Annotated in this window: 16 protein-coding genes; 11 read left to right on the forward strand and 5 right to left on the reverse strand. The window is 34.1% G+C overall.

The window, feature by feature from the left end:
- Window positions 1-8: 8 nt before the first annotated feature.
- The 3 genes from ACZZ95_RS25385 to ACZZ95_RS25395 form a co-directional block, all read right to left on the reverse strand.
- On the reverse strand, window positions 9-392 hold the full coding sequence (locus ACZZ95_RS25385; protein ID WP_463471207.1) for a hypothetical protein: 384 nt from the start codon (window positions 390-392) through the stop codon (window positions 9-11).
- A 52-nt stretch (window positions 393-444) separates the two neighbouring features.
- The gene (locus ACZZ95_RS25390) at window positions 445-1,047 is read right to left on the reverse strand and encodes a nucleoside hydrolase (protein WP_463471208.1); all 603 of its coding nucleotides are present in this window, start codon (window positions 1,045-1,047) and stop codon (window positions 445-447) included.
- A gap of 178 nt (window positions 1,048-1,225) precedes the next feature.
- Window positions 1,226-3,469, reverse strand: a complete 2,244-nt coding sequence (locus ACZZ95_RS25395; protein ID WP_463471209.1) for a TonB-dependent receptor — start codon at window positions 3,467-3,469, stop codon at window positions 1,226-1,228.
- Between the two features lie 407 nt (window positions 3,470-3,876).
- On the opposite strand from ACZZ95_RS25395, the gene ACZZ95_RS25400 reads away from it, so the two are divergent.
- On the forward strand, window positions 3,877-4,107 hold the full coding sequence (locus tag ACZZ95_RS25400) for a hypothetical protein (RefSeq protein WP_463471210.1): 231 nt from the start codon (window positions 3,877-3,879) through the stop codon (window positions 4,105-4,107).
- The gene (locus ACZZ95_RS25405; protein WP_463471211.1) at window positions 4,064-4,624 is read left to right on the forward strand and encodes an NUDIX hydrolase; all 561 of its coding nucleotides are present in this window, start codon (window positions 4,064-4,066) and stop codon (window positions 4,622-4,624) included. The genes ACZZ95_RS25400 and ACZZ95_RS25405 overlap by 44 nt, the downstream gene beginning before the upstream one ends.
- A gap of 141 nt (window positions 4,625-4,765) precedes the next feature.
- Here the strand turns inward: ACZZ95_RS25405 and ACZZ95_RS25410 are convergent, their stop codons facing one another.
- Both ACZZ95_RS25410 and ACZZ95_RS25415 read right to left on the reverse strand, forming a co-directional pair.
- Window positions 4,766-5,659: a M28 family metallopeptidase gene (locus ACZZ95_RS25410; protein ID WP_463471212.1), complete on the reverse strand. Its 894-nt coding sequence runs from the start codon at window positions 5,657-5,659 to the stop codon at window positions 4,766-4,768.
- A complete protein-coding gene (locus ACZZ95_RS25415; RefSeq protein WP_463471213.1) occupies window positions 5,656-6,168 on the reverse strand; it encodes a hypothetical protein in 513 nt (170 codons plus the stop codon). Before ACZZ95_RS25415 ends, ACZZ95_RS25410 begins: the two co-directional genes overlap by 4 nt.
- Window positions 6,169-6,550: 382 nt before the next feature.
- On the opposite strand from ACZZ95_RS25415, the gene ACZZ95_RS25420 reads away from it, so the two are divergent.
- From ACZZ95_RS25420 to ACZZ95_RS25460, 9 genes are all read left to right on the forward strand, one after another.
- The gene (locus tag ACZZ95_RS25420) at window positions 6,551-7,138 is read left to right on the forward strand and encodes an RNA polymerase sigma factor (RefSeq protein WP_463471214.1); all 588 of its coding nucleotides are present in this window, start codon (window positions 6,551-6,553) and stop codon (window positions 7,136-7,138) included.
- A gap of 221 nt (window positions 7,139-7,359) precedes the next feature.
- The gene (locus ACZZ95_RS25425; protein WP_463471215.1) at window positions 7,360-7,671 is read left to right on the forward strand and encodes a hypothetical protein; all 312 of its coding nucleotides are present in this window, start codon (window positions 7,360-7,362) and stop codon (window positions 7,669-7,671) included.
- On the forward strand, window positions 7,662-8,165 hold the full coding sequence (locus ACZZ95_RS25430; RefSeq protein WP_463471216.1) for a FecR family protein: 504 nt from the start codon (window positions 7,662-7,664) through the stop codon (window positions 8,163-8,165). Before ACZZ95_RS25425 ends, ACZZ95_RS25430 begins: the two co-directional genes overlap by 10 nt.
- On the forward strand, window positions 8,116-8,400 hold the full coding sequence (locus ACZZ95_RS25435) for a DUF4974 domain-containing protein (protein WP_463471217.1): 285 nt from the start codon (window positions 8,116-8,118) through the stop codon (window positions 8,398-8,400). Before ACZZ95_RS25430 ends, ACZZ95_RS25435 begins: the two co-directional genes overlap by 50 nt.
- Before the next feature lie 534 nt (window positions 8,401-8,934).
- On the forward strand, window positions 8,935-10,326 hold the full coding sequence (locus tag ACZZ95_RS25440) for an STN domain-containing protein (protein WP_463471218.1): 1,392 nt from the start codon (window positions 8,935-8,937) through the stop codon (window positions 10,324-10,326).
- Window positions 10,304-11,167, forward strand: coding sequence for a TonB-dependent receptor domain-containing protein (locus tag ACZZ95_RS25445; protein WP_463471219.1), 864 nt, complete (start codon window positions 10,304-10,306; stop codon window positions 11,165-11,167). The genes ACZZ95_RS25440 and ACZZ95_RS25445 overlap by 23 nt, the downstream gene beginning before the upstream one ends.
- A complete protein-coding gene (locus tag ACZZ95_RS25450) occupies window positions 11,082-12,239 on the forward strand; it encodes a TonB-dependent receptor domain-containing protein (RefSeq protein WP_463471220.1) in 1,158 nt (385 codons plus the stop codon). The genes ACZZ95_RS25445 and ACZZ95_RS25450 overlap by 86 nt, the downstream gene beginning before the upstream one ends.
- An 11-nt stretch (window positions 12,240-12,250) precedes the next feature.
- Window positions 12,251-13,150: a RagB/SusD family nutrient uptake outer membrane protein gene (locus tag ACZZ95_RS25455; protein WP_463471221.1), complete on the forward strand. Its 900-nt coding sequence runs from the start codon at window positions 12,251-12,253 to the stop codon at window positions 13,148-13,150.
- Entirely contained in the window at window positions 13,083-13,646 is a 564-nt protein-coding gene (locus ACZZ95_RS25460; RefSeq protein WP_463471222.1) for a RagB/SusD family nutrient uptake outer membrane protein, read from the forward strand. Before ACZZ95_RS25455 ends, ACZZ95_RS25460 begins: the two co-directional genes overlap by 68 nt.
- The last annotated feature ends 21 nt before the right edge of the window (window positions 13,647-13,667 follow it).

Consider the following 13,667-nt stretch of genomic DNA (forward strand, 5'->3'; position numbering starts at 1 on the left):
TGGTATTATTATTTAGTAGTTTTAAAAAATTGAAGTTTGGCAAAGAAATCTTCAAACATCAATCGAGTATCTAATTGATTGTATACTCTAATGTTTCTCCCTTTTGTATTGACTTCGTAAAGCCCCTGATGATTAATCAATGGGGATTGTTTCAAAACATATTGACTTGAACTTGGATCTGCTTCAAAAGAAGATTGCGGCGCCGTAAGTAACACCAGAGGACTGTCGCCCATAATGTAAGTTTCGCCAATATGAAGATTGAACTGCTGTACGCGCTTCATCAAATCTTCTATTTTTTCTACCAGATAAAGTCCTGTTTTTCCTTGTGGCTTAACTTTCAAAAGCAATTCAGAATAAGACAATAAAGTTTGACGATAAGCACTTCTCGGCACTTGCCAGATCGGAATTTTTGAATCATTAAAAATGACTTGTCCAGCCGAAATGTCAATTCCTAAATTGTATTCTAATGACGTATAGCCTGGCGTGCATGCGTGCTAAATCAGTATATTCAGGACCGCCAATCCAAATCAAAATGATTTTGTCGGCAATTTTAGGTTCTGCCAAATAAGCGCTGGCTATCTCTGTAAGTCCAGCTCCACAAACGATGTAAAGTGGTGTCTGCACATCATCACGCATTGCTTCTTTAATAATAGCCTTTACTCCTTCTGAAATATTAGGTGATTTAGTATCTTTTAAAGGAAAATTGGAACCTTCATAAACTGGAAATTTATTCTCCAGTTTCATTATCGTTAAAAGTTCTTTTGCGTTTTTTGCGGCGTTTGCGACCGTAACATTCGAAGAATCAAAACCATCTCCGGGTTTCAAATGCGACCCAATAATTCCTCTAATTTCTACTGATGGAGATAAAACCTGATGTGCTAACTGAAACAATCCGTCTGGATCTCCGCTAAAATCATTGTCGACAATGACCCGCATTCTGGGTTTCACCAAATCTTTTCCTAAAGTCGCGACCGTATTTTGTGCAGACGAAACTGCGACAAAAAACAGCCCGGCAAATACAAATAAAAATTCCTTTTTTAAAATCATTTTGTTTTGTTTTTTTACTTAAAAAAGTATTAAACGACTTTGCTTCTAAGTCTGGACTTAATGTAATGTCATTCACTTTGATGTTTAATTCTTTGGAGAACAGCTTTCTATTATAACCTTCATCAGCTGTGTGAAAAAAAACTATACTAATACATTATAAATAATCGTCTTATTGTTTTTAAAATCTAAAATTAAGAGATGCCTCTAAAGTAAACGGACGAATATAAGATCCAACCAAAAGCTGGTCGTAATAAGCAGAAGCATCTGTAATTAATTCCGCTCCGTTGATTGTTCCTTTTGCTCCCGTTTGATTTAAGAAGTTTACAGCTGTAAGACCAATATCAAAATGATCGTTTATTTTATAGTTTACACCTCCAAAAGTCTCCCATCTTGGTGCAAAATATAGAGCGTTTGTAAGGTTTGCGTACTGTTTGCTGAAATAACGGAAACTTGCCCAGAATTTGAAATCTTTGTAAGTGTAGCTCGGGTCAATTTCCATTAATACTTTTGAAATTTCCAAAACGTTTTTATCGTTATAAGAATAACTATTTCCAAAAGCATTGAAATCGTAATTTTTATATACAGGATCTTGAAAAGTGATTAAATAATGAAGATTAAATCCTTTAAAAGGAGTCGCCACAATATCAGTTGTCCAGCCTAATGTCTGTATATCATAAAAAACAGTTGCTACTTCTGATTGACTTGCATCTGCCGGATTTACTAAGTTCAATCTTGTTTGATAATTGTTTCTTGTCAAATAAGTTGCCTGAGAAACAACGCTCAAATTCTTTAGGTTATAGTATAATCCGAAAGCGACCAGGGGACTTTTGGTTTTAACCAAATTAGGTATTATAGCTCCAGAAAAACTCTCCAACTGTCCGTTATTTTCTGTATAAGTAAAATCAGCAAGTAATCCTGCTTTCTGTGTTACTTTATAAACCGCATTAATGGAACCTCCTAAATGAAACCAATTGTGATCAAAATACGTTTTCTGACTTGGATCAAATACTAAATCTGGTGTTCTTGGAGTCAAATAATAGTCTCCTTTTAATTTATGGTATCTTAAATTAACACCATAAGCCAAACTCAAACGATCGTTAACCGTCCAGTTATCAGAAAAATATCCTGATAATTTATTTTCGAAACCGTTGTGGTATTCACCCCCAACATTGTAATTATAAAATCCGTCAGCATCTGTGTTTGAAGTACCGCCTGGAGTATTACGAACCAATTTATCAGGATTCGCACTTACTGTTTGGTTAAAGAATGATCTGCTTGAAGTAAAATCATCAACTTGATAATAGTATTCCAACAATCCAAATCTCCATTTGTGTTTTTCAATATTTTTGGTAATTTCAAATCTAGACAAAGCTGTTTTTGTAGGCGTACCGTCTGTGTATAAACCCAACATTGAGTTTACGTTCCCCACATAAGCATTGCCATTTGATTTGTATGTAAAATTATCTGTCGCATCTGCCTGAAAAATACCAAGCGGGATTGCAATCAGTCGCGAAGCTTCGGCGTAACGAAAACGAGTTGAGAATGTAAATTTCCAATCATTAGCCAAATCATAATTTCCTAAAATATCGAAAGTATGTGAAGTTGACGCCGCATCACTTCCGCCCATATCGGCAAATTTAGTTTCGCCAGTTAGAATATCTTTAAATTTCATGATTCCGTCATTCACGATATACGAATCACGTCCGATTTTAAAGTCATTATATTCTTCTACTTTTCCGCCTTCTTTATATCTAAAAACGGCATAATTAGTTAAAGAAGCTGAGTTGGCATATTTATACAAAAAGCTGATTTGTCCTTTTCCGTTATTAAATTTCTTGGTTAGGCCTGCTCTGTAGATTTGTGTTCTGTCTGAGTATTTAGCGAATTTCAAATCGAAAGAATTCGGGTCAAAATTGGCATAAGCGCCCATTGTATAAGACCAGCCTTTTGCCAGAGGTCCAGAAACATTTAAGTCGCCTTTCATCCATCCAAAACTTGAACCTGAAAAATTACCTACAACTTCTAATTTATCTGTTCCAAGTTTAGTATAAGAGTTCACGGCAAAACCTAAATCTCCGGTTGTAATTGCGACTTCTCCAATTTTCAATAATCCAGTGCGGCCTAAGCTTGTGCTTTGTCTCCAAGTACGGTTAGGCAGTTCTGGCCAAAAATAATATACTACGGGTAAATCGTTTTCCTGAATTGTTATTCCTCCAACTGATGAAGGTAAACCAATATTTACATCACGCGGGCCTGTATTGTTGGTCGCGTTCAGCATTACATTTCTATTTTTTTCTTCTTTAGTATCAGTCTCGACGATTTTGGTTAAAGTTTTTGTCGAATCTATAGGTTTCGGCTGTTTTTTATTGTCTTGAGAAAAGGCGTTTAGTGCTGGCAAAACAGACATACAAAGTGCTGCCATTAGCATTTTTTTCATAAGTGGTAAGTTAGTTTAGTTTGTGAAATTTTTCATTGCTTCATAATGAAGCAATATTAATTACAATTTATCAAATCAGCAAATTAATGATGTTATAATTTTCATTATCGCATTAAAACCTACCAATAAATTCCATAAAAACAACAAACAAACAGATATCTATGAATTGTCAAATAGACACTTAAAACAAACTACCTCGTTTGCGTAAAGTGCTGAATTCATTGAAAAAAAAGACAGAATAAAAAAATGAAGGAAAGGTGGATTTAAATGAAAAATAAAAAAATATCACCTTGAACGATTTTTTTGTGACGCTTTATAAATTGTCAGAAAAAATTGAATCAATTTGACTTATAACTATTAAAAGGTTTAAATTTGAAGCTAATTACACCCTTATGGAATTTAAAAAGTTTCTCGAAAATGAGTCAAAAGAGGCTTGGAAAAAATATATTCCGACACTTTCTATTGATAGTGTTGTCTTTAGTTTTCATCAAAACTCTCTTCATGTTTTGCTTTTAAAGATGAAAGACATGGAATCTTGGGGGCTTCCTGGCGGTTATGTAAAAAAAACAGAAAATGTAGATGAAGCGAGCAGTTCGTATCTTAAAAGACAGGACTGGAACTGAAAATATTTACCTGCACCAATTTCATACTTTTGGAGATCGTAATCGGTCTGAAGATGCATTTTCTGAGTATGATGACGATATTTGGTATAGCGGCTGTTTTATATCCATAGGTTATTATGCATTGGCAGAACATTCTCATGTAAAACTACTAATTGATGAATTTTCCAGCACTGTAGAATGGCATCCAATAGAAACGCTACCTGATTTTATGATGGATCACAGGCTTATTTTTGACAAGGCATTACTAACACTTCGTGAACAATTGAACAATCATCCGATTGGTTATAATCTGCTTCCTGAGAAATTTACAATGCCGGAACTTCAAAAATTATATGAAGGTATTTTAGGTAAAAAACTAAATCGAGGTAATTTTTATAGAAAAATCCTGCGTTATGATATCCTGACAAAATTAGATGAATCAAGAAAAGGCGGCGCGCACAAAGCACCTGATTTGTATAGTTTTGATTTGGAGAAATATAATAGTGCTCTAAAAGAAGGATTACAAGGAAATTGGTAATCGAATAAATGTAAGTATTTTATAAAGAGTAGATTGTGTAATCATTTTTTAAAGCATAAAAAAAGTCCTAATTAAATTAGGACTTTTTTTCGTATTAATTAAAAATCGATTTATTGTTTTGACTTTTTAGCTTCTAAAAGTTTAGGTCTTTCCGCAACGATTAGATAGTATCCATCCAGTTCGGTATATCCAATCTGTCATTTTATGCGACTTTTTGAAATCAATATTATCGGACTCGTCCATTGGGGTGTGATACTGACTGTGTAACACACTTGTGTAAAAAACGGCTGGTATTCCTTTTTGCGCATAAGGGAGATGATCTGATCTAAAGTAAAAGAATTCTGGATGCTCTGGTTTATCCCAAAGTTTATCCAGTTCGAATTTAGGACCTTCGTCATTAGCTTTTTTTGTCGCATTTACAAGATCAGGAGAATTTTGATGAGGATCGGTGGAACCTAAAAGGGCCGCCTGATTGATATCATTTCTGCCAATCATATCTCCATTTAATACTGCAATAATATCTTTTTGAGGAACTGTAGGATGTGAAGCATACCAGTTTGAACCTAATAATCCACGCTCTTCTGAACCGTGAAATACAAATAAAGCAGATCTTTTAGCCGGCTGTTTTTTAAATGCTCTCGCAATAGCAAGCATCGCCACACAGGTACTTGCATTATCATCTGCTCCATTGTAAATAGAATCCTGACCATATTTTTGTCGTACTCCGTCATGATCCTGGTGTCCGCTGAAAAGAACATATTCCTTCTTTAAAGCGACATCTGTCCCATCTATTTTTCCAACTACATTTACTGAAGGATATTTATAAGTTTCTGAAATTACTTCGGCTGACAAATTATCTTTTGTATTTTTTAGAAAGTCAATTTGATCATTGTGAACCCAAAAAGCAGGCATTCTAGAGGGCACAGGCATTTTATCACGATAGCCTTCAATCCCGTAAACTCCTCTTTTCATCTGTGGTTCAACCTGAGACCAAGATTCTTCACCAAATTGATCTGCAATAATTATTAAAGTCATGCCCCTCTCTGCGCTAAATCTTCATAATATTTTTGTTTGACAAAACCCGGATAGCGTCTGTCAAAAAGTGAAATATCCTCTGAAATTCCATCTTTAGAAGCTATCAAAACAACTGCTTTTCCTTTTACATCTATTTTCCTGATTTCTTCTGTTGAAATTTTTCCCAAATAAAGCAATGGCGCTTCCACTTTTTTGGTTGTTGTTTCAGCTACTAAAACGTCACTCCATAATTTAAAATCTTTTTGTCCAATTTTAAATGTGGTGTAATTGGTAACTTGATGTCTGTACAAATCGAAAAACTGAAAAAAAGTACCATCGTCTCCTGCGGGAGACATTCCAGCTTGTTTTGCTTTCTCTGCCAGCCACATCGATACCTTTAACTCGTCTAAAGTACCAGCTTCGCGTCCATTAAAATGGTCTCCTGCCATTTGGTACATATCTGTTTTAAGATCTTTTACCGTAATTGCGGCAACTAATGGCTTTTTTACTGACTGCGAAAAAAATCGCACTGCAGTATAAACTAAGTAACATAAATAACTTCTTTTTCATAATAAAATTCAAATTAGAGAATTAATATAATTTTCTTGCAAAAAAAGAAGGGCTCTGAAAAAAAACAAATCTATACTTTTTATAAATATCCTTCAAAAAAAAATACTTTTTTTATTCTATTCTGATCAATCCTCAATAAAAACAAGACTTAACCTACAATGTTTTAAATGTCTCTTTGAAACATAATTAAATCTTATGCAAAAGAGTGGCGTTTATTTTTACAATAATTTAATATTTTATTGATAAACTATTAAAATAACATTTTTAAGATGGTATTATAGATAAATAATCTGCATTTGAAAAAAAATAAATAATATTGCTGAATTGATTCTTAGTAAAAGCATGGCTCAAAATTCGAACATAGACGAAAATAAACTTCTTCTTGAAATATCTCAAGGAAGTGAAGCTGCTTTTACAAATATGTACAATCACTACAAAAATATTGTTTATTCTACTGCCTTTAGAATTACAAAATCAAAAATTCAAGCAGAAGAAGCTGTTCAGGATATCTTTTTGAAGATATGGCAGAATCGTGAAAGTATAGTCGCAGTAAATAATCTTGAGAATTATATCTACATAATATCTCGCAATCATTTGTTTAATTCTATAAAAAAGATTGCACGAGAAACGGATGTGATATCCGAGATCAGTCAAAACAAAACTATTCTTATCGATACGGACAACAGTATCAAAGATGAACAGTACAATACGATACTAAATCAGATTGTTGACCAGCTTCCTCCACAACAGCAAAAAGTCTATAAAATGGCTAAATGGGACGGACTTAGTCATCAAAAAATTGGTGAAAATTTAGGTATTTCAACAGAGACAGTAAAAAAACATATGGCTCAGGCGCTCAAATTTATCCGACTTAAAATTTCTCCTTACATGAATATGTTCATGACAATCTTTCTATTTTTTAAAATTTAGACTAAAGGTTTTTCTTTCAAAAAAGGTCCTTTGGATAATATTTACATTTTTTTTACATTTTTTTCACTTTCAACTACTCCCTCCCTTTTTTAAATGGTCTTTATAATAAAGAGACACATTAAACCTGTCTTTATCCCTAAAATCAGAAGGGCTGAAAAAAAAAAAAAAAGATAACCCAATCTATCATTTACAAACAAGTACTAATTTAATTAACGAACCAAATGCGGCAAAAGAAATTCGAAGAGTTATTTGAAAGTTATCTGCAGAACAATCTATCTGATGCAGAACAGCGACAAATGATGGAAATAATTCAGCAAGGCACGCATGATGATTTTCTAAAAGAAAAAATTCATGCTATCCTGAAAAATGATGCCGTTACAGAAGTAATGGATAAAAAGCAAGGAGATGATATTCTTAATTATATATTATCTAAACCACAAAGCGAGTCTAAAGTTGTGGATTTAAATCCGAGAAGAAAAAGAAAAATAATCCTGCAATCTTTGTTTGCGTGGCAAGTATTAGTTTGCTCATAGCTCTCGGAAATACATTCTTTTTCCAACAAAAAACTCCCGTTTCAATTCCAGAGGAACAACCAGCTGTTATCGCAGAAAATACTTTAATTGATTTTAGCGGCAAGCAATTAGTTCGTCTTCCTGATGGCAGTACGGTTCTTTTAAATGATAATAGTAGTTTAAAATACGATCAAGCTTCTTTTAACAGTACAACTCGTGAAGTAACATTAACGGGAGAAGCTTTTTTTGATATTAAACACAACAAACAGAAACCTTTTATCGTACATACAGGTAAAATCCAAACTAGGGTTTTAGGAACTGCATTTAATATTAATGCCAAAAATTCTTCAGATAATATTGAGGTTACGGTTGCTCGTGGTAAAGTTCAGGTAGGAGACACAGAAAAAGTATATGGTGTTATTACTCCAAACCAGCAGATTAAAGTAAATAAAAGTACTCTAAATTTTGAGCAGAATAATATTAGCGCAAGCAATAGTAACCGAATGGAAAAGTAATTACTTGATTCTGGACGACATCAATATGACCGAAGCTGTTTCTTTAATTTCTCAAAAGTATAAAGTTTCGATTGTAATCCAGAATGAAAAAATTAAGAATTGCCGAATAACTGCCAGTTTCTTAAACGAAGAAGATTTAGATCATGTCTTAAAAGTAATCTCCAGTGTTATTGAAACAGAATACCATTACAATAAAGCCGGCACTATTATTTTAGACGGTAAAGGATGTGAGTGAAAAGGTGAAGAGTAAAGAGTAAAGAGTGAAGAGTGAAGAGTGAAGAGTGAAGAGTGAAGAGTGAAGAGTGAAGAGTAAAGAGTAAAGAGTAAAGAGTAAAGAGTAAAGAGTAAAGAGTAAAGAGTAAAGAGTAAAGAGTAAAGAGTAAAGAGTAAAGAGTAAAGAGTGAAGAGTGAAGAGTGAAGAGTGAAGAGTAAAGAGTGAAGAGTAAAGAGTGAAGAGTAAAGAGTGAAGAGTGAAACCAGAAACCAGAAACCAGAAACCAGAAACTATAAACTATAAACTAAAAAGGCCGACTAACCTCCTACTTAGAAAGCTTATAAAATAATTATTAACCTTAAAAAAGAAAAAACAATTAACCAAAAACCAAACTAAAAAAAAGCCATCCAGCTCCTACACCAGATGGCCAAGATTTTTAACAATTAATCCAGTAACCATTAAAAAACAAGCAAATTTATGAAATTACGCTGTAAAACAACCATGTTTGACAGGGAAAAGAAGTCTTCTTTTTTTCACTTGTCAAAAAAAACAATTATGATTATGCGAATCAGTTTATTCCACATTTTCTTGCTGACCTGCGGTACTCATATGATCTTTGCAACCGAAATGAGTGGTCAGAATTTAGAGTCTATATCTGTTGATATTGAACTACATAACCAAGACATTAAGACTTTATTTAAAACAATAGAAAATAAAACGGGATTACTTTTTGCCTATCAGCCGCAAATCATAAAAGATTTTCCAAAAGTTACTACTCCAAGAGGACGCCGAAGTGTTAGTGATATTTTGAATACGGTATTTCAAGGAAGTAATCTGGTCTATAAACAAGTAGATAAAAACGTTGTTATTTATAAAAAAGAAACTCCTAAACCACTTGTTTCAGCAGAAAATGACAGCGAAGCAAGTTATATGCTTAATGGTAAGGTTTTAGACGAAAACGGACAGCCTCTTCCCGGAGTATCTATTGCTCTTGTAGGAGGCAATAAACAAGGTGTTTCAGATTTTGACGGTCAGTTTTACATTGAATTACCTTCAGGAAAACACGTTTTGAAAGTATCTTATTTAGGATATAAATCACAAGAAGTTACGGTCGAAAATCAGACTTCGATTATCATAAAAATGCGACCTGATTTGGCAAAATTAGATGAAGTTGTCGTTATTGGTTATGGTACTACTACCAGAAGAACTTCTACCGGATCTGTAGTTAAAATTACTGCTGAAGATATTGAAAAACAGCCCGTAACTAATATTTTGCAGACTTTGCAGGGAAGAACTCCGGGAGTTTTTGTTTCTCAGACTTCTGGTTATGCAGGAAGCAACATTAATATTAATATTCGTGGTTTAAACTCTATTTTGTCTAATAATTTACCGCTTTATGTAGTCGATGGTATTCCTTATATATCTAATGACATCAAAGAGCAGGTTCAGGGAGATCGCGTTATCAGAGGTGCACAAAAATCAACAAGCCCATTAAATATCATCAATCCAAATGATATAGAAAGCATTGAAATTCTTAAAGATGCAGATGCTACGGCTATTTACGGTTCTAGAGCCGCAAATGGTGTTGTACTTATTACAACCAAAAAAGGAGAATCAGGAAAAACAGTATTTACTGTAAATACAAATTCTGGAATCTCAGAGGTTGGGCACATGATCAAAACGCTGGATACGCCTACTTATCTTAATATGCTTCGCACGGCATTAAACACGACAAATACTGCACCTACAGGATTTAGCAACGGAATTGCCTTAACAGCATTTGACCAAAATGCTTATACCAACTGGCAGGAAAAATTAATTGGAGGCGCCGCTAATTTTAATGACTTTTCTGGAAGTTTAAAAGGCGGAAATGATACTACAAATTTTCTTTTAAGCGAGCAGTTATCACAAAGAAAGTACTGTTTTGCCGGGAGATTTTGGTTATAATAAATTTTCTACCAACTTTAATATTACTCACAGCACATTAAACAAAAAACTAAAGGTAGGAGCTTCAGTTTTGTATTCTGCTGATAATAATAAACTGCCATTTTACGACATTACCAATTATGCTGTTGTTACGGCACCAAATCACCCTATTTACAATCCAGATGGATCTTATTATTGGTCACCAACTTATTTTAGTGATGTAAATCCAGTTGCGGCTTTAGACAGAAGAGTTGAAGACAAAGGGAACAATTTGATTACCAGTTTTAATTTTCAATTTGAACTTGCAAAAGGCTTGTCTTTTAAAACCGATTTAGGATACGGAAAAGCAGAAATGATTACAAAGCAGATTTTGCCTGCGTCGGGTATGAATAATGTGTATTATACAGCGAGTAACCTTTCGCTAAACCTTTCAAGATCTTACACGGTTTCAAATAATAATACCAACAACTTTACTATAGATCCGCAGTTAAACTATACAACTCCTTTATGGAAAGGTAATCTTTCTGTTTTGGTTGGTGGTTCCTGGCAGAACAGAAAATCAGAAATGCCGTCTTATGTGAGTACATCTGGCTACAGTGCTGATAACTTAATAGGTATTACAGGTTCTGCAACCAATATCACTTCTTACAATGGTACTTCAGAATATAAGTATGCTTCTCTTTTCAGCAGGGTAAACTATAATATTTTAAGTAAATATATCTTGAATGCCAATTTTAGAAGAGATGGATCTTCTCGTTTTGGCGCCAACAAAAAATATGGAAATTTTGGATCTCTTGGTGCTTGCCTGGATTTTTTCTGCAGAAGATTTCTTAAAAGACAGCTCTGTTTTAAGCTTTGGTAAACTTCGTTCCAGCTATGGAGAAGTTGGTAATGATCCGTCTGAAGAATATGGATATGCTGACACTTACAGTTCTAGTACTTATGGTGTTGGAAACTCTGCTTTGGCTACAACCCGTATTGCAAATCCAAATTACAGATGGGAAGTTACTAAGAAATTTGAAGTCGCAATAGATCTTGGTTTTCTTAATGATCGTTTATCATTTAGTGTCGCTTTTTACAGAAATACTTCTGGAAACCAATTAGTTACTGCAACTCTTAGCCCTCAGGCAGGTTTTACAGGTTATATAGCAAATTTAGGTGCATTAGTTGAAAATAAAGGATGGGAATTTACACTTAATTCAACCAACATTCATACTAAAAACTTAAACTGGTCGACATCGCTTAATTTTTCTACAAACTCAAATAAACTTTTAGAATTCGAAAACATACAAAATTCAGCATATTACTCTCAATATGTTGTCGGAAATTCAATATCTGCAAGGTATTTATACAACTATACTGGTGTAGTAAATGGAATTGCTCAGTTTGAAGATACTAATGGAGACGGAAGAATTAGTACTGGTTTTGCTCAGACGGGTGCTGGTGACAGAAAATATTATGGTTCTACCGCTCCTAAATATTACGGAGGAGTTTTAAACTCTGTAAGTTATAAAGCATTTTCATTAGACTTTTTATTTCAATTTGTAAAACAAGACGGAAGAAGCATGTTGGCTTCTACTGCAGTACAGCCGGGTTACCCATACGGTTTAGCCAATTATCAGGTTGATGAATACAATGAATACATTGCTCAGGGAAATATTTTAAGTACAGCGTATCAGCCAAGTTTCTTAAACTATGCAGGTTCTACTGCTACGATTGTTGATGCTTCTTACATTAAATTAAAAAATGTAAGCGCGACTTATACTATTCCCCTGGATCAAAAAACGCAAAAATTCATTCAGAAGATTCGTCTTTCCTTACAAGGACAAAACTTGATGACTTTTACTAAATACAAAGGATTTGACCCTGAAACTCAAGGTTTAGCTTTACCTCCACTACGTACGATAACTCTTGGAACTCAGTTTACATTTTAAATCTAAAAATCATGAAAAATAATTCTATAAAATACTCGTATATATTTTCGTTTTTTCTTTTAGTAGGACTAACGAGTCGCGAAAGCTTACTTGAAGTTGAACTTCCGAGCAGTGAATTATCATCTGCTACGGTATATGCTTCTGACGCTACTGCTGAAGTCGCTGTAAACGGAATTTACCAAAGTATGGTAACGCTTACTTATTATAATTCACTGCATATTATTCCCGGACAAACCTCTGATGAACTTTTACCAGTGTCGTTGATTGAAAATGTTTACACTACAAATGAAATTCCGATCACAGACGGTACGAATGGAAGTATGTGGACAGAATTTTATAAAACCATTTACAATGCTAATGCCGTTATAGAAGGTATAACTGCAAGCAAAACTCTTACTGAAGCCAAAAGCACGCGTTTTGTTGCCGAAGCAAAATTTATAAGAGCTTTCTGTTATTTTTATCTGACCAATTTATATGGCGATGTTCCTTTAGTTTTAAGTACAAGTGTAGAGAAGTCTTCTCTGGCTCCCCGCAATACTCAAACTGAAGTTTACAATCAAATTAATATTGATCTTGAAGATGCTTCAAACAATCTTCCTGTAAATTACAGCAATTATACCAATCAGCGTATCAGAGCTACAAAATGGACTGCACAAGCTTTATTAGCAAGAGTGAATCTTTATTTAGGAAAATGGACTGAGGCATCAACTTATTCAAGTGCAGTAATAAGCCAGAATGGGACTTATAAAATGATCAACGGATTAACAGCGACAAACAGCCCTTTTATCGCAGATAATACAGAAGCAATCTGGCAGATTCCTTACTTTAATACGGCTTATACGTATGAAGGAGGCGCTACTTTTACAGCACCAAATCGTTGCTACACAAATTGGTGGTACTTTTATTCTTAGAAAAAGTGCAACGCTATTTGAAACCGATGACGCCAGAAAAACAAACTGGACTGTTCCTATTAAATCATCTGCAGGAGTTTCTATAGGAATTGGTCCCAGAAAATACAAAAACTCGTATACTACAGCTCCTGTAGAACGCTCTACTGTATTGAGATTGGCAGAACTTTATTTAATTAGAGCAGAAGCCAGAGCAAAACTAAATGATATAACCGGAGCGCGACAAGATATTAACGTAATCAGAAACAGAGCGTTATTGACATCTACGACATTGACAGATCCAAATCAATTGTTAGACTTAATTGCTTTAGAAAGACAACGTGAATTTTTTGGAGAATTTGGCCACAGATGGTTTGATCTTAAAAGAACCGGAAAAGCTGATGAAGTATTAGGAATAATACCTGCAAAAATCTGGGCGACTACAGATAAACTCTATCCTATACCAGAAACGGCTACTCGTTCTAATCCTTTTTTAACTCAAAACGAAGGATATTACTAAAATAATAAAAATGATGCAGGA

Source organism: Flavobacterium sp. AC267 (assembly GCF_979258715.1).